The organism is Vibrio sp. MMH1-50 (assembly GCF_022347645.1).
GTDB classification, from domain to species: Bacteria; Pseudomonadota; Gammaproteobacteria; order Enterobacterales; family Vibrionaceae; genus Vibrio; species Vibrio harveyi.
In genome coordinates this window covers 82,061-97,465 of sequence record NZ_JAKRGG010000004.1, presented here as the reverse complement: position 1 = coordinate 97,465, position 15,405 = coordinate 82,061, and the positions used below count along the sequence as shown (strand labels likewise).

Annotated in this window: 18 protein-coding genes; 12 read left to right on the top strand and 6 right to left on the bottom strand. The window is 43.5% G+C overall.

Annotated elements, in window-relative coordinates:
• The first annotated feature begins 130 nt into the window (after positions 1-130).
• The 6 genes from MHO32_RS04965 (at position 131) to MHO32_RS04940 (ending at position 5,916) form a co-directional block, all read left to right on the top strand.
• The gene (locus tag MHO32_RS04965; RefSeq protein ID WP_005453495.1) at positions 131-844 is read left to right on the top strand and encodes a response regulator; all 714 of its coding nucleotides are present in this window, start codon (positions 131-133) and stop codon (positions 842-844) included.
• The gene (locus tag MHO32_RS04960) at positions 844-2,130 is read left to right on the top strand and encodes an ATP-binding protein (RefSeq protein WP_009696266.1); all 1,287 of its coding nucleotides are present in this window, start codon (positions 844-846) and stop codon (positions 2,128-2,130) included. Before MHO32_RS04965 ends, MHO32_RS04960 begins: the two co-directional genes overlap by 1 nt.
• Positions 2,131-2,263: 133 nt before the next feature.
• Complete coding sequence (locus MHO32_RS04955; RefSeq protein ID WP_009696267.1) at positions 2,264-2,656, top strand: glycine zipper family protein; 393 nt, start codon at positions 2,264-2,266, stop codon at positions 2,654-2,656.
• A 174-nt stretch (positions 2,657-2,830) separates the two neighbouring features.
• A complete protein-coding gene (locus MHO32_RS04950) occupies positions 2,831-3,187 on the top strand; it encodes a diacylglycerol kinase (protein WP_005453489.1) in 357 nt (118 codons plus the stop codon).
• 21 nt (positions 3,188-3,208) lie between these two features.
• The gene (locus MHO32_RS04945) at positions 3,209-4,861 is read left to right on the top strand and encodes a phosphoethanolamine transferase (RefSeq protein ID WP_239210774.1); all 1,653 of its coding nucleotides are present in this window, start codon (positions 3,209-3,211) and stop codon (positions 4,859-4,861) included.
• 122 nt (positions 4,862-4,983) lie between these two features.
• Positions 4,984-5,916, top strand: coding sequence for a Gfo/Idh/MocA family protein (locus MHO32_RS04940; RefSeq protein WP_199450517.1), 933 nt, complete (start codon positions 4,984-4,986; stop codon positions 5,914-5,916).
• On the opposite strand, the gene MHO32_RS04935 is transcribed toward MHO32_RS04940, so the two are convergent.
• Positions 5,917-6,840, bottom strand: coding sequence for a GlxA family transcriptional regulator (locus MHO32_RS04935; protein ID WP_239210772.1), 924 nt, complete (start codon positions 6,838-6,840; stop codon positions 5,917-5,919).
• Between the two features lie 120 nt (positions 6,841-6,960).
• Between MHO32_RS04935 and MHO32_RS04930 the strand changes: the two genes are divergently transcribed.
• The 4 genes from MHO32_RS04930 (at position 6,961) to MHO32_RS04915 (ending at position 9,631) form a co-directional block, all read left to right on the top strand.
• On the top strand, positions 6,961-7,479 hold the full coding sequence (locus MHO32_RS04930) for a cysteine hydrolase family protein (protein ID WP_029790073.1): 519 nt from the start codon (positions 6,961-6,963) through the stop codon (positions 7,477-7,479).
• A gap of 156 nt (positions 7,480-7,635) precedes the next feature.
• A complete protein-coding gene (locus MHO32_RS04925; RefSeq protein ID WP_009696272.1) occupies positions 7,636-7,785 on the top strand; it encodes a hypothetical protein in 150 nt (49 codons plus the stop codon).
• A gap of 12 nt (positions 7,786-7,797) precedes the next feature.
• Positions 7,798-9,012: an MFS transporter gene (locus MHO32_RS04920; protein ID WP_069688109.1), complete on the top strand. Its 1,215-nt coding sequence runs from the start codon at positions 7,798-7,800 to the stop codon at positions 9,010-9,012.
• A 187-nt stretch (positions 9,013-9,199) separates the two neighbouring features.
• Positions 9,200-9,631: a YccF domain-containing protein gene (locus MHO32_RS04915; protein WP_005433505.1), complete on the top strand. Its 432-nt coding sequence runs from the start codon at positions 9,200-9,202 to the stop codon at positions 9,629-9,631.
• Positions 9,632-9,741: 110 nt separating this feature from the next.
• Here the strand turns inward: MHO32_RS04915 and MHO32_RS04910 are convergent, their stop codons facing one another.
• The 4 genes from MHO32_RS04910 to MHO32_RS04895 all read right to left on the bottom strand — a co-directional run bounded on the left by MHO32_RS04910 (position 9,742) and on the right by MHO32_RS04895 (position 13,481).
• Complete coding sequence (locus MHO32_RS04910; protein WP_239210770.1) at positions 9,742-10,392, bottom strand: hypothetical protein; 651 nt, start codon at positions 10,390-10,392, stop codon at positions 9,742-9,744.
• An 86-nt stretch (positions 10,393-10,478) separates the two neighbouring features.
• Positions 10,479-11,435 (bottom strand): hypothetical protein, encoded by a 957-nt coding sequence (locus MHO32_RS04905; RefSeq protein ID WP_239210768.1) that lies wholly within the window; start codon positions 11,433-11,435, stop codon positions 10,479-10,481.
• Positions 11,436-11,613: 178 nt separating this feature from the next.
• Positions 11,614-12,555: a LysR family transcriptional regulator gene (locus MHO32_RS04900; protein WP_239210767.1), complete on the bottom strand. Its 942-nt coding sequence runs from the start codon at positions 12,553-12,555 to the stop codon at positions 11,614-11,616.
• A 464-nt stretch (positions 12,556-13,019) separates the two neighbouring features.
• The gene (locus tag MHO32_RS04895; protein WP_005453451.1) at positions 13,020-13,481 is read right to left on the bottom strand and encodes a TetR/AcrR family transcriptional regulator; all 462 of its coding nucleotides are present in this window, start codon (positions 13,479-13,481) and stop codon (positions 13,020-13,022) included.
• 528 nt (positions 13,482-14,009) lie between these two features.
• Here MHO32_RS04895 and MHO32_RS04890 point away from each other — a divergent pair.
• Positions 14,010-14,309 (top strand): YfcZ/YiiS family protein, encoded by a 300-nt coding sequence (locus MHO32_RS04890; RefSeq protein WP_017188691.1) that lies wholly within the window; start codon positions 14,010-14,012, stop codon positions 14,307-14,309.
• A gap of 72 nt (positions 14,310-14,381) precedes the next feature.
• On the opposite strand, the gene MHO32_RS04885 is transcribed toward MHO32_RS04890, so the two are convergent.
• On the bottom strand, positions 14,382-14,654 hold the full coding sequence (locus MHO32_RS04885; protein WP_026000170.1) for a YnjH family protein: 273 nt from the start codon (positions 14,652-14,654) through the stop codon (positions 14,382-14,384).
• Positions 14,655-14,801: 147 nt separating this feature from the next.
• On the opposite strand from MHO32_RS04885, the gene MHO32_RS04880 reads away from it, so the two are divergent.
• On the top strand, positions 14,802-15,401 hold the full coding sequence (locus MHO32_RS04880) for a hypothetical protein (protein ID WP_005453444.1): 600 nt from the start codon (positions 14,802-14,804) through the stop codon (positions 15,399-15,401).
• Positions 15,402-15,405 lie beyond the last annotated feature (4 nt).

Sequence of the window (15,405 nt, the reverse complement as noted above, 5' to 3'; positions counted from 1 at the left end):
GAGCTTTTTTATTGGTTGTTAAGTTCAATCACTGCCGTCTATAAATTCCACAAGACTATTGATGTTTATTGAAATCACTGACAAATTTGTTTAAGTTTCAGGAAGAATTCCTACAAAGCGCATCACTGCCATGAATGTACAAGACACTAAGCAATCAATTTTCATCGTTGAAGACGATCCTAAACTGCAAGCCATGTTAAGCGAATACTTTGTTGAACAAGGCTTCGACGTCCGTTGTATCGATAATGGAACAGATGCTCCAGATGCGATTATAGAGGCTCAGCCCGACCTCGTACTGCTTGATTTAATGTTGCCTGGTCAAGATGGATTGAGCGTCTGCCGCCAGATTCGCGAGTGCTTTAAAGGCAAAGTCTTGATGCTAACTGCTAGCGACGATGATTTTGACCACGTCGCTGCCCTTGAAATCGGCGCAGATGACTTCGTAAACAAGCCAATCAAACCACGAGTTTTGCTTGCTCGAATTCGCATGCTTTTGCGTCGTAAGGAGGCAACGACGTCTGATTCCGATACTTGTCTAGAAGTGGGGTTATTATGCCTTAACCGCCTACGTAAGGCTTGCGCTCTAAATCATGAGCCCATTGCCCTAACCGATGGTGAATTTGACTTACTTTGGGTCCTCGCAAACCACCCTGAACAAACTCTTTCTCGCGAGTGGCTAACAAAAACCTTACGTGGTATCGAATATGACGGCACTGACCGTACTATCGATAACCGCATCGTTACCTTACGCAAAAAGCTGGGCGACAGCACCACTCCACCACAAAAGATCATCACTGTGCGTGGTAAAGGCTACTTGTTTATGCCTGATGCTTGGAATGCGTAATGAAACGTATTTATCTGGAAAGCTTCTTAGGTCTGATTATTCTTTTTGTCGCCAGTTTAGTTGGTTACGAAATCATTGTTTATCAACTGAACACTGACTACGACTACCTACTGGAAGAGCATGAGGCGCAAGCTTTCCATGAGCTTATTTATCCGATTTATCGTGAAAAAGGTGAAGACTACACCATTCAACAATTGGAGAAATTCGCAACCTCTAGCCATATGTTGTTGATCGCTCAAGAGATGACTAGTGTCCCTCTTGAGGTTCAACAGGCTTTCGATGAAGATCCTTCCGTCAATACCGCGTTTGATGAGGATCGAGATTTATGGTTTCGATTTGAACCAGGCTCGCCAGTATTCAAATTAAGCCAAAACCCCAACAGCCCAATCATTCAAGCCATTAATTTTGACGACAATATCGTTTGGCTGTTCTTCCTCGCTGGATTTGCACTGTATTGTGTTCTGCTAATTTGGTTTTTAAGCCGCCGCGTAAGGGCATTAGAGAAGGTTACGATGGATTTTGCATCCGGTGATTTTAATGCTCGCGCCGATACTTCCAGCGCGAAGTCGGTGGGAACATTAAACAAAAGCTTTAACCATATGGCAGAGAAGGTCTCTCGTCTTATTACGAGTAACAAAATGCTAACCAATGCTGTCGCTCATGAGTTAAGAACACCAATCTTCCGACTCCAGTGGCAAGCCGATCTTCTGGCGGACGCTTCGTTAAATGAGCATCAGCAAAAATACGTCGATAGCATTGTAGAAGACATTGACGATATGGAAAAAATGGTTGAAGAACTGCTCTACTACGCAAAAATGGAGCGACCAAATTCCGAGATACAAACATCTACCGTGGTGTTATCTCGCTTTCTTCAATCGCTTCTTCCTAAATGGCAGCGCGATACGCCTTTATCCATTGTGATTGATGATGCCGAATCACAAGGCGTGGTTGTCAACGCCGATCCAACGCTGCTCAAACGTGCACTCGATAACCTACTTCGCAATGCAATGCGTTATGCGAAAAAGCAGATCGTTTTAGAGCTGGTTGATACTCCCGACCACTGCTGTATTCAGATCCACGATGACGGCTGCGGAATTGAAGAGAAAGACTGGCCTCACTTGTTCGATGCATTTTATAGCGCCGATAAAGCGCGAAACAAAAGCACCAGTGGTTTTGGCTTAGGGCTCGCCATCGTAAAACAGATTGTCGAGTTACAAGATGGCTGCGTGTCTGTCTCTCACAGTCCTTTGGGCGGCGCATGCTTCACGGTATGCTTTCAAAAATAAAATCATAAACTTATCAGTAACCCCTACCTTGTTGTTACAAAACACGACATTTCAATACATACGATAGACAGAGCTCAAAAATAAAACAGTGTACATTTAATCCATCAATTCACAGCAATAATGGATTACAAAAATGTATAAACACCTTTTTCTCCTCACCCTTTCTTCCACACTTGCTGCTTGTGCCTACAACCAAAAGCCTGTCGTTGATATGACCAATGTCGACCAAGCTCAATACGAGCAAGACTTCGCTTATTGCCAAGGTTATGCCGAAAAAGTCGACAAAGGCGAAGCGGCGAAAACTGAAGCAAAAAATGGAGCTGTGACAGGTGCTCTTGTTGGTGCCGTAGCTGGCGCACTAGAAGATGGCGTCGGTGGTGCTGCCGTAGGTGCCGTAGCTGGTTCAGCAGTCGGTGCTGGCGCAGGTGCACTTGGCGGTGCAAATGACTCAACCAAAACCCAATCGCTCGTGCTTCGTAAATGCCTAGCAAATAAAGGCTATACCGTATACGACCTTGATTCATAACGTATAAATTAGCATCAATTGCATAAAATAATGGTCAGGCGACATCTTTTTCACAAATGTTTCACGCTCGACCTATTACTCTCAACTTTCGCAATTTGATGCCTTTTCTTTTATCAGGGGATGCTTATCCCTCAAGCGCCCCTTCTTTTTTGGCTCAGCAGTATAGGCCCCATTTTGAAACCAGGAAAAACAGGCATTCGCCGGATATTGGACGCAACCGGCTATTCACTTCAAGGATTGAAAGCAGCATGGATTAACGAAGCAGCATTTAGACAAGAGTTAGTACTGACGTTAGTACTCTCTATCGCTGCATTCTTGCTTCCCGTCACCATGCTTGAACGAACAATGATGATCAGCAGCTTACTGCTGGTTGTAATAGTTGAATTGATTAATTCCGCCATCGAAGCGGTTGTCGATCGTGTCAGCGATGACTGGCATGAACTCAGTGGAAGAGCCAAGGACATTGGTTCCGCAGCAGTATTTGTTGCGCTTGTTCTCGCCCTATTTGTTTGGGCGTCGATTTTAATTTAGTTACATCGAAGTACGTCAATTATGAAGACAATTGAACTACCAACTAAAGGTCTCTCTTACGTTACCTTTACGCTTTTACTCGCCTTGTATTTCGCCCTTGTGGTGAACATTCCCATTTACAAGGAATTGGTTCACATCCTTACTAATCTCGATCAAGTTAAGATCGGTTTCATTATTACCATTCCCATCTTCTTTTTTGCAGCGCTGAACTTCTTATTCAACTTGTTCAGTTGGCCTTGGATCAGTAAACCATTCTTTATCTTATTGCTGATCACCTCAGGTATAGTGAGCTACGCGAGCTACAACTACGGCACACTCTTCGATACCGACATGATCACCAATATTGTCGAAACTGATACCAGTGAAGCAAGTTCTTACTTCAGCGCTTACTCGTTGATCTGGACAGTTTTGATGGGGGTACTTCCTGCATTACTTGTCTTTAAAGTGAAGTTTCAACCGCTAAAAGGAAACTGGCTAAGATTCACATTAACTAAAATCGTCTCAATGCTTGCTTCTTTAGTGATCATTGCCGTGATTGCTGGTTTGTATTACCAAGACTACGCATCCGTTGGTCGTAATAATAGCTACCTAAAGAAAATCATTATCCCTACTCAGTACGTGTATGCGATCTCTAGTTATGTCAAAGAAACCTACCTGACAACACCACAACCATACCGTGAGATTGGCACTGATGCTAAGCAATCTCAGCTAGCTTTAGAACAAGCCAAAGAGAAGCCTACTCTGGTTGTCTTCGTATTAGGAGAAACTGCGCGTACTCAAAACTACCAAATCAACGGTTACGATCGCGAAACCAACCCATACACCAGCAAGCTAGGCGTCATTTCATTCCAAGACGTTTCCTCTTGCGGTACAGCAACAGCGGTTTCCGTTCCTTGTATGTTTTCGCAACTGCCTCGTAGCGACTTCGATCGTAGTACAGCAGATAACCAAGACAATGCTTTGGATATAATGCAACGTGCTGGCATTGATTTGATGTGGAAAGACAATGACGGCGGAGATAAAGGCGTCGCGCATAAGATCAATAAGATGGATGTGGACCGCAGCCAGAAAAATGAACAGTGCAACGGCAGCACTTGCTATGACATCGCATTGCTAAATAACCTAGATGATCAAATCGCAAGCATGAAAGGTAACCGCCTTGTTGCGCTGCATCTCATTGGTAGTCATGGTCCAACGTATTTCCAACGCTATCCAAAAGACAAAGCCTTCTTCCAACCAGACTGCCCTCGTGCAGACATCGAAAACTGTAGCGTTGAACAAATCGTCAATACTTATGACAATACTATTCGCTACACGGACTTCGTTTTGGATCAAACTATAGCGAAATTGAAAGCGCTAGAAGACAAATACAATACGGCCATGATTTATGTTTCTGATCACGGTGAGTCTTTAGGTGAAAATGGCTTGTTCTTACACGGCATGCCTTACGGATTGGCGCCTGATTTCCAAAAGCGTGTTCCTATGATACTTTGGATGTCTCCGGGCTTTAAGCAAGCTAAACACATCAATACTGATTGTTTGAAACAAGAGGCGCAACAAACCGCGACGCACTCTCACGATAATGTATTCCACTCTTTACTCGGCATCATGGACGTAGAAACCGATGCTTATGATGGAGATTTGGATATCTTTAATACCTGCAGAACATCTTAGTATCAAACAGCACGATAAAGCCTGATTCATATGAATCAGGCTTTTTTATGACCTTTTGCTCTCAGAAATCCAACAGGTTCTCGTTATAATGTTTATCCCGTCAACGAACAAAGTAGAACCAAATGAAAATTGGCATCATTGGCTTGGGCGACATTGCTCAAAAAGCCTACCTTCCTGTTATCACCCAGATTCCAAATGTTGAACTGGTATTTTGTACCCGTAACGCAAATACACTTAACACACTGGCTCAACAATATCGCATCACAGAAACCTGTCAGGACTACCAACAGTTGGTTGGCATGGGTGTGGATGCAGTAATGATTCATGCAGCGACGAGCATTCACCCTCAAATCGCATCTTTCTTTTTAGAACAAGGCATCCCGACATTTGTTGACAAACCTTTGGCAGACAGCGCTGCTGAGGTGGAAAAGCTATACGAACTAGCAGAACGCGTGAATCAGCCTTTGTATGTCGGTTTCAATCGCCGTCACATTCCGCTCTACAATCAGCATATGCCGGGCGTACAGCAAGGCGAACTTTCAGGCTTGAAATCAATACGTTGGGAGAAGAATCGTCATCAATTACCAGGGGATATTCGTACCTTCATTTTCGATGATTTTATCCACCCTCTCGATAGCGTGAACATTACGACCAAAGCAGATCTACAAGACGCTTACATTACGCACCAAATGGAAGGCGACCAACTGGCTCGTTTAGATATCCAATGGCAGCATGGTGAGACACTGCTTCATGCATCAATGAACCGCCATTTTGGTATCACAACGGAGCGAGTCCAAGCGTGCTATTCAAACAAAGCAATGGAGTTTGATTCGTTTGTTGAAGGGAAACTGTGGCAAGACAATCAGGAGCAGAAGTTGAGCTTAAAAGATTGGACGCCAATGCTGACCAGTAAAGGCTTCCACTCTATGCTGTTGGATTGGTTTGAAGTTATCCAGTCCGGCAAAATCGCTTCTGAAATCGTAGCGCGCAATATCGCTAGCCACCAACTTGCCGAAGCGATTTGTCAGCACATTGAACAGTCAGTGCGTCGATAATTAAGCAGTAAAACGAGCGCGGAACGCTTTGGGAGCTAATCCCATGGTTTTAATGAACACTTTGCGAAACGCGCTCGCGTCTTGATACCCAACTTGGTAAGCGATAACTTCAAAAGCTAAGTTACTCGACTCTAATAAATCACACGCCTTTTGCACACGAAGATGCTGCAGATACTGATTCAAGTTCAAACCTGTCGCTTTTTGAAAACGTCTCTGAAGCGTGCGCTCAGTTAAACAACTGATCTCCGATAGAGCTTGGTTTGAAATCACATGGGAGAAATGATCGGCCATGTAGTGCTGAGCACTAAGAACGGCACTATCACCGTGTTGAAAATTAGGCATGAATTGCTGATAAAAACGTTGCTCTCTGGCACCAGTATCAACCACCAGCATCTTTCCCAATAACCGCATCACTGCAGGTGTGCTTAGCTGAGATACCAGCTCCAACCCTAAATCGAGCCAAGACATCATGCCACCAGCTGTGATGACACTGCCCTCGTTGATAAGGATGGATTCAGGCTTAAGCATCACGTTAGGAAACCTATCTCGGAATAACCCTGCCAGCCCCCAGTGTGTCGTGCACGCTTTGTTGTTCAACAAACCAGCTTGAGCGAGAACAAAAGCCCCGGCACATGCAGACGTAACAACCGCTCCTGCTTTGTGTTGCTCAAACAGCCAAGACGTTAACGCCTCACTTGGCGAAAGATAATATTGCTCCGCGCCGCTTGGCGGCAATATGACGACCGTGAAATCACCATCTCGAATAACGTCTTCTTGCCAATCAATGATGTCTGCATCAAAGCGACATTCAGCACCCAACTCAATCGCAGCGCGGCTTGCCATCTCAAACAGCTCCTGCAAACCATAGACTGACGCTTTTGAAGCCCCCGGATAGTTCACAATAGCAATGTTTATCTTGTTCATTCCAATTGTCGTTTTTAACCTATTTTTTGTCATTTTAGACACTGAGCAAGATAAAAGAAAGCACGCATAATAGCTCCCATACCAAAGCAATACATTCACTGAAAACAAAAGGAAAACACCATGAGCCAAGCAGCACTTCTTGTTATCGATCTACAAAACGACTACTTCCCAAACGGTAAATTTCCTCTATGGAATACAGAAGCAACACTAAACAACATCAAGAGCGCAATTGCTAAAGCGAATGAGAAAAATATTCCTATCATTCATATTCAGCACATTGCGGATCCGGCAATGGGTATTGCACCTTTCTTTAATGAGGGGTCCGAAGGTGCTGATATTCACCCTGAGATCTTAGCGCTTGCGCCGAGTGCAGATGTTGTTATCAAGCACTTTGCAGACAGCTTTGAGCAAACAAACCTTGAAGAAGTGCTGCAAAAACATGGGGTAACAGAACTATTGGTATGCGGTATGATGACGCAAAACTGTGTCACTCATACTGCGATTTCTAAAGTGGCAGAAAAGTATGATGTCTCAATTCTTATGGACTGCTGCACAACGGTTGACGAAATGATCCACAACATTGCCTTACACGCAGTCTCTACCCGCGTTCCCCTAATAACTGCAGAACAAAAACTATAAACGAAATATTATAGAGGTATGCATAGAACGCATACCTCTATTCACTTTTTGTAATTTGTCTCGCTAGACAATTATCTCTACACTTCGCGCTCATTTTTCTACTTGAGCGCACAATGCATGCTTTTTTCTCAATCCATTTTCGCTCAGGTGCTGAGAATGTCCGTCATGTTGGGGCTATCTTTAGTTATCGTCCATCACTCTCCTAGGTTGCTGGAAATATTAGCAGAGCAAGCCATCAACAGCGGCTGTCACCAAACCACAGGCGACGGCGAGCATCATGATCATTCTCATCACCATCATCATTAATAAGAGCAAATTATGAGTATTTTCCGATTTCCAATTCTTGTTTGGCTTGGAATAGGGATTTTGATTATTTGTCTAGGGATCAGACAATCTTTCGGCATTTTCATGATGCCAATTTCAGACTACTTTCACACTGGTCGTGAGTTCTTTAGCTTTGCTATTGCATTGCAAAACTTGTTGTTTGGTGTGTTCCAACCGTTTGTTGGTATGGCTTCAGATCGTTGGGGCGCGAAGCGTATTATCATTTTAGGTGCCATTTCTTACGCTTTGGGTCTCTACCTGACTTCTATCGCAGTTGAACCAACCATGATGTACCTGTCACTTGGTGTTTTGGTCGGTTTTGGTCTGAGCGCGACCAGTTACGTGATCGTGCTAGGTGCCGTTGCAAAGGTCGTCCCTGCGCAACATGCTGCGAAAGCATTTGGTTTGACAACAGCCGCAGGTTCATTCGGTATGTTCGCCATGATCCCAGGTGCCCAAGCGCTGTTGAGTGATTTTGGCTGGCAAGGCGCGCTTCAAGCATTCGCTGTACTGTGTAGCTTTATGATCATGTTTGCACTGTTCATGAGAACGGCGAAACCACAAGCGAGCAATGCAACTAATGCTCAAGAAGACACACAAACTCTAAAAGAAGCATTGAAAGAAGCCTTTTCACATAAAGGCTATTGGCTAATCCATGCTGGCTTCTTTGTTTGTGGTTTCCACGTAATGTTCATCGCGACTCACCTGCCGAGTTACTTAGCCGATAAAGATTTACCGGCATCAACGGCGGCAATGGCGCTAGCGTACGTCGGTATTTTCAACATCTTTGGCTCGTACTTCTGGGGTGTAATGGCAGACCGCTTTAACAAGCGTCATGTTATGTCTGCACTTTATTTGATGCGCACAGTCGTAATCGGTGCTTTTGTGACGCTACCTGTCACCGAACACACCGCTGCTATCTTTGGTGGTGCAATTGGCTTTTGCTGGTTAGGCACAGTGCCACTGACTTCCGGCTTAGTTCGTCAAATCTTTGGAGCTCGTTACCTTTCCACCTTGTATGGCTTGGTGTTCTTTACGCACCAAGTAGGTAGCTTCTTAGGAGCTTGGGTTGGTGGTCGTATTTACGATTACTACGGTTCGTACGACCCAATCTGGTGGTCAACCGTTGTACTAGCATTTATTGCAGCACTGATTCACCTACCAATCAATGACAAGCCAGTCCTTCGCTTGAACTTAGCTACTGCCTGACCTGAAAGGCTCTCGACATTTCTCGTTGAGAGCCTTTTCTTTACTCCATCTCATGCGGTCTAGTACCTGTATTAAATCTGTGTTCTCATCAATGATTGCTTATTTAAGATAAAGTGTGTCCATTCATCCTCTGTTAAGATTCGTGTGACATACTTAACACAACGCTATAAATCAAAAAGGGTTTTAAATGAGAACACTCGGCAACATCATCTGGTTTGTATTCGGTGGCGTATTCATGGGTTTGCTATGGTGGTTCTTTGGACTTCTAGCATTCATCAGCATCATCGGCATTCCATGGGGACGCGCTTGTTTTGTAATGGGGAACTTCTCGTTCTTCCCATTCGGTAAAGAAGCAGTCTCACGAGATGAATTAACCAATGAAATGGACATAGGCACGAGCCCACTTGGTGTCATTGGTAACGTAATTTGGTTTGTGTTTGCAGGTATCTGGTTGGCAATCGGTCACGTACTTTCTGCCGTAGCGTGCTTTGTCACCATCATCGGCATCCCGTTTGCCCTTCAACACCTGAAACTTGCGGTTATCTCTCTAGCTCCGATCGGTAAAACAGTCGTGACAACAGAAGAAGCAGCAATGGCTCGCTACAATATCAATCGTTAATATACTAAACCCTCTAAGCTTCCGGCTTAGAGGGTGATTCCCGTCAAGAGCAACCCCATAATCGCCACTGCGTATTCAATCATCGTTGATTGTATGTTCATATCGACTCCTTAAAAGTTGAAGTTAACGCCTAGCTCCACACTATTTTCTTCACTTACCTTCGTGGAACCTGGAGAGACTCTATGTTCACCAAATGTGTATTTCACGTAAGGTTCAACCCACTTTGGTTTTAATGTAATTCGCACTTCATGGTTTGTACGATGACCGCCCTCCGTGAGCTTTTTATCGTAGTTATAAGCATAGCCGAGGCTGACAATTTCAATTGGTGTATAACTTGCCCCGATGGTGTTTTTCCATTCTCTTGTTGTATTTTCGAATGCCGGAAATGACTTACCAATAGCGCTTTTTCTCCATTCGTGAGAGCTATTGGCATAAACCATCCAATCTTCACCCAACGCTGTTCCAGTAAATACGCCGGCGTCATACACATCAAACAAATCAGCACGTCCGTAACTCACAAAAGCTTCGGTATAAAACTGTCCCAGCATGACACCATATCCAGTCCCAAGTTCTAGGTAACCAGTCGAGTCAATTTCCGCTGAAATATTCCACTCTTCCGTTGCTTGTAAGTAGCCGCTGGCAGTGACAATCCATTCATCATCTGTATTGGATACGTCCAATCCAAACTCTGGCATTTTATAGTCAGCAGAAAAACACGGGACAGCAAAGAGCGCGCAAAGCAGTGTCAAAGATTTATTCATTGGGGAGACCTGTGAAGAAGAGTTAAAACAAAAAAGGAGCCACTTTATTCAAGCGGCTCCTTGCTACTTACCCTTATGCGATTAGCTTACGAACGCTCAACGCGGTCGCGAATCGCTCTTTTTATTTGCTGACGTTGCTCTTGTGACAGAGATTGAACCTTTTGTTTCAGCTCTGCACGCTGTTCTTTGGTTAACTCATTTGCAGGAAGATTTACTGGACCTTCGATCGGGTGACCAATTTCCGGCTCGATTGGGTTAACTGGCGACGGCAGTTCAATTGGATGCATTGGCACACCTTCAATTGGATGGCTAATATCCGGGCGGTTCGTAACACCTGCGAATAAACGACCATCTTCATTACGGAATACGACTTCTGTACCATCTTCTAAGCGTACGATGTAGTTATCACCCTCTTTTGAAGTGTGTCCGACAATCTCACCGTCTTCATTTCGAATCTCACTACCATTAACGGTGTAAGAGGCACCCGAATCACCGACGGCAATGTTTATCGTGTCTGTTTCGTCTTTACTGATAAACACATGGTTGCCATTATCACCAACGATAACCGTAGCGCCTTCAAGCTCGATGATGTCACCATATGTAGGAACAACGCCGCCTCCGTAACCAGGATCTACATCTTCTTCAATAGGATGCTCGATCTTAGGTTTTACCTCTTCGACTACTAGACGACCATCGTCAACAGATAAGTGAATAAAGCCTTTGTCATTCACAAACACCAATTCATTATTGCGAACTTCAATGTTACCAACTACGTTACCAGAAGCGTCTTTCACCACATCGCCGTCAGTGAAGTACAGCTCACCGCCAACGTTGAATACGGTGTTACCTTCTACGCCGCGAATAGCTACTGTGTTGTATTCGCCGTTGTCACCTTGAATTGCCATGCCATCAAAGTGCTCACCTTCGAAGGTTTGTACCGATGCAACTCCTGCAGGCTCACTTGGGGAGTCCGAAGAACCAGATGATGAACAACCGGCTAGAAAAGACGCTGCGATAACTGCACTTAGTAATTTAACTTTCATGATTTACTCTCTTAATTTGTCGAAATTCAGGGCTGCCTCTTGCAGATTCAGTGGACTCCCTGCCCATGAAGAGAAGTATATTGAGCGGTGTTTTATTGCTCTAATCGCTTATAAGAAACCCGCCATTAACAGCGGGTTATTAATAAACCAAGGTAGAGAGCTTGATAACCGATGGTTATTATTGTTCTTGAGGGCGTTCGAGGTGACTAATGATCACTTCGGTCACGATATTACGTAACCAGTGCACGGTTTCGTTGCGACGATTCTTATGATGGAAGTAAGCGTGCAAACACGGTTCTATCACCATGCCATCCAACTCAATATCCAACCTACGTAGCTTATAAAGTTTATCGACATTGACGGTTTTTGATGCAGGAAACACCATATCTGAGTTTGCGACTACGTCGATGATGGCTGATGGAAGCTCTGATCTAAACGCAATTTTTGGCTCTACCCCTTTAATTTTCATGATCTTTTCTGAAAAAGAAATGTTCGAGTTCCAGTCAGCAGCGATGACAGTTGCAAATTCTAGATCATTGCAATCAGATATCTGCAGTCGGTGACCTTGCAGAGGATGATCTTTTCGCACATAAGCACAGAATTCATCTTTAACGATCATTTTAGTCAGAAGCTCTTTGGGTGCATGGTTTATTTCGTAATTAACTCCCAACACAACTTCGTCCTTGATGATCTCTTCCATGGTTGAGCGAGACCAATTCAGCAAATGAATTTGGACATGAGGGGCAGCTTGCCTGATGGCTTGAAAGATCTCACTCGCGTAAGAACTAAGAATAAATGGTGCCAGAGCGATCTTTACCGTGCCGTTCATTTCCAGTGGGTTAAATGCCTTGGAACCATTTATCGTTATGGAAATTTCGTCCAACAAAGGCGCTAAGCTCTCTGCAAGATCATTGGCATATTCGGTTGCTCGCAAACCATGGTGAGTTTTCACAAAAAGCTCATCTTCAAAATGATCACGCAATCTTTGTAGCGCTTTGCTCACGGCGGGTTGGGAAACAAACAAACGTTCAGCAGCGCGCCGCATATTGCGCTCTTGATGAAGAATGATGAATGTCCTCAGTAGGTTTAAGTCAAGAGTTGAGAATAGATCTTTAGCCATGTTCCACTTCGTTAATAACTTGAGGTTATTATTCAGCATAAGAACAGATTGGCGTAGTTTCCAACCGAAGTGCATGAATTCTTTGCGCTCGATAACTCTCTATGACACAAAAATAACAAAACAGACAGTAAGATTATTTTGAAAAAAGGAATAAATGACGACGCAAATTTGTAAACGAACTCATTGTCTGACGCCATACATACATTACATTCCTGCTGTCAATGTATGAAGATCGTCGACTCAATAGGCAGAAAAGAAAAGAGATGATGGGGTGAAGTCTAGAGGAGATAGGAAAGGTTAATGCCATCAAACATGGTGCGTTTAATGAGAAAGATAGAAAGCAAAAACGTTGGCTAAACACCAACATAAAGAAATTAAAAGACCTGACTTCAAACACTTTGAAATCAGGTCTAAACACACTCAAGAGCCAAACAGCCTCTTGGTTTTAGCTATTTACTGTGGTGTTACTTGCTCATTTGGATCAATGAGCGACCAATCAACCACTCTAGCTCTTTGTCACTGCCTGCGCCAAACTGGCTCTCAGCCATTTTGTACAAACGATCAATGCCGTTTGCCGCAAACTCGTGCGCGCTCTCAGAAGTAACAATATGGTGGAATAATAGACGCAAAATCGCTAAGAATTCAGAGTCTTCTAGAGCCGTGATCCAGCTCTTTGAAAACGCTTCTAGACCTTTATCGAATTCTAGATGTTCAACGAACATTTTGAAAATACGACCGTCTAAAGCGGCGGTAAAGTCCGTTTTCTTAGGGAAATGGTGGCTAATACCTGTACGCGATACACCTGTCTGCTGGCTTAACGTGGTGTAAGACATTTTGTCATAACCAAGTCTCAGAAGCTGATCAACAACGGCATCCATGATCTTCTGGATAGTGATTTCGGTATCTTCTTTACTACGCTTTGGCATATTTTAAGCTCTTCTCTTTGTAAATCCATCTAACTCACAATTAAATGAGGCCAGAATGAAAATCATCCTCAGCATTATGTACTGTATACCTCAAACATCAAAGTTAGAGGACCAATCATAACTAAACTGCACTGCGTAACGTGCAATTTACAGTGATATTTCTGTCAATACATGTGACTCAAAATATGGCGAAAAGTCCACTCCATCAAAACCTTGCACCAAATCATTCATCGAAACTATTCTCAGGCTAAGAATGATAATTATGTAAAAATAATTAATCCGGAAATAGTCTTATAAATTGAACCCCAGTTCAACTCACCTGACAGAAATCTCACGAATATCTAGGTTAATTGATTTTAAATATTGATACATATCACACTAATTTCCTTAAGGAAGTTCTAATAAAATTAGTTAACCCTCCATTAACAACATAACATACTGTCCTTTTTTTATCCAAAATCATTCATTTTTGTAGATAGAGATCAAATACCTGATAGAATACTGACAGTATTTACAAGAGGATTCGTTATGAGTGTCGAATTAGAAGAAAACCAAGTATGTGAAGCTTGCGGTTGCGCTGGTGAAATGGGTTTTATCATCAAAGAAGGCGACGATGTCGCTGACGTAACGATTTTCGCAGAGACTAAAGCAGCACTTGAAGCTGAGTTGGCGAAATACATCGAACTAGCAAAACAAGTTTGTGCAGGCGTTGAATACAACGTTTCTGAACTAACGGAAGATTCGAAAGAGCTTACTGCTCGATTCAAGTTTGAAGTAAGCGCTGAAAAGCTAATCTTCGAACTTAAGACTCGCTCTCTAGCGCGTTAATCGTCGATATTTCATCGTTAGATAGGTAAAAGCGAGCATCTAGCTCGCTTTTTTGATCTCTGATGAACCTATCTATTTCTTGTCTTTCTGAAACACAACCCACTTCAACGAGCCATTAGTTTCAAAATCATTTTCATCGGTACACATCAGTAGCACCCCATCTACGTTTAGCACTGCCCCAGTAGTGTAGGCTTTGTCGTCATAGTAACAAACACGCTGCCCTAGCTTACCGTCTGCCACCACTAACGCTTTTGAATCTGGCGTATTATAGGATTTCGCCATCGCAAAACTTGATAAAACAGCAGCAACGCTTGCAAGCAAAACAGAAATCGATCTTACGTTCATGAATATCCCCTTAATGAAGAGCCATAAAACTAACAAAGAAGCGCTTTCAGTTCTTGGCAGCATCTCATATTCTTGAGACATGGATAGGTAGCAGCCCCCCAAGCTTTACGTTATCCTTTTCTCGCTTTTACCAATACTGTGGCTGCTATGCGCATTTTTCCTCTTTTATTAGCTCTGGTGTTTTTCTCGAGCTCTTCTATCGCTTACGAGCTTGATTACTATGCTAAATTCGGTCATACCGACAACTACGGTAATATCGATCTCCGCAACAAGCCCTATACGACCCTACCTGATGGTCTTGTCGTAAAAGGAAACCTCAATATTTCCCAGACACCGATTACTAAACTTCCTAAAGGACTCGATGTTCAAGGCAGCCTTGAAGCAACGAATAGCGCCCTCAAAACGATAAGACCTGGAGTTAAAATTAAAGGCTATGCAAATTTACTTGGTAGTAAAGTTGAACGCTGGCCTCGCGGTGTAAAACTGGGTGGTTATTTGAATTTAACCGATACCCCGTTAGCTAACCTACCAGCAAGACTAAGAGTAAAAGGCGACTTGAGCGTCATTCGGACACCATTGACCGAACTACCAGAAGGATTGGTGGTGGATGGTAACCTCTATATAGGAGGTTCAAAGGTCACAACATTTCCTGACACCATGACAGTCAAAGGCAACATCTTCTTGGGAGGAAATCGAGTGACAAAGTGGCCAACGAATTTGACCTTAGGCGGTGCGGTTGCACCATAAAAGT

Coding starts and splice junctions, on each gene's coding strand:
- MHO32_RS04920 (WP_069688109.1), top strand. CDS start 7,798: ATGAGTATTTTCCGATTTCCAATTCTTGTTTGGCTTGGAATAGGGATT.
- MHO32_RS04935 (WP_239210772.1), bottom strand. CDS start 6,840: ATGAACAAGATAAACATTGCTATTGTGAACTATCCGGGGGCTTCAAAA.
- MHO32_RS04900 (WP_239210767.1), bottom strand. CDS start 12,555: ATGGCTAAAGATCTATTCTCAACTCTTGACTTAAACCTACTGAGGACA.
- MHO32_RS04915 (WP_005433505.1), top strand. CDS start 9,200: ATGAGAACACTCGGCAACATCATCTGGTTTGTATTCGGTGGCGTATTC.
- MHO32_RS04940 (WP_199450517.1), top strand. CDS start 4,984: ATGAAAATTGGCATCATTGGCTTGGGCGACATTGCTCAAAAAGCCTAC.
- MHO32_RS04885 (WP_026000170.1), bottom strand. CDS start 14,654: ATGAACGTAAGATCGATTTCTGTTTTGCTTGCAAGCGTTGCTGCTGTT.
- MHO32_RS04930 (WP_029790073.1), top strand. CDS start 6,961: ATGAGCCAAGCAGCACTTCTTGTTATCGATCTACAAAACGACTACTTC.
- MHO32_RS04955 (WP_009696267.1), top strand. CDS start 2,264: ATGTATAAACACCTTTTTCTCCTCACCCTTTCTTCCACACTTGCTGCT.
- MHO32_RS04945 (WP_239210774.1), top strand. CDS start 3,209: ATGAAGACAATTGAACTACCAACTAAAGGTCTCTCTTACGTTACCTTT.
- MHO32_RS04965 (WP_005453495.1), top strand. CDS start 131: ATGAATGTACAAGACACTAAGCAATCAATTTTCATCGTTGAAGACGAT.
- MHO32_RS04880 (WP_005453444.1), top strand. CDS start 14,802: ATGCGCATTTTTCCTCTTTTATTAGCTCTGGTGTTTTTCTCGAGCTCT.
- MHO32_RS04890 (WP_017188691.1), top strand. CDS start 14,010: ATGAGTGTCGAATTAGAAGAAAACCAAGTATGTGAAGCTTGCGGTTGC.
- MHO32_RS04895 (WP_005453451.1), bottom strand. CDS start 13,481: ATGCCAAAGCGTAGTAAAGAAGATACCGAAATCACTATCCAGAAGATC.
- MHO32_RS04910 (WP_239210770.1), bottom strand. CDS start 10,392: ATGAATAAATCTTTGACACTGCTTTGCGCGCTCTTTGCTGTCCCGTGT.
- MHO32_RS04905 (WP_239210768.1), bottom strand. CDS start 11,435: ATGAAAGTTAAATTACTAAGTGCAGTTATCGCAGCGTCTTTTCTAGCC.
- MHO32_RS04960 (WP_009696266.1), top strand. CDS start 844: ATGAAACGTATTTATCTGGAAAGCTTCTTAGGTCTGATTATTCTTTTT.
- MHO32_RS04925 (WP_009696272.1), top strand. CDS start 7,636: ATGTCCGTCATGTTGGGGCTATCTTTAGTTATCGTCCATCACTCTCCT.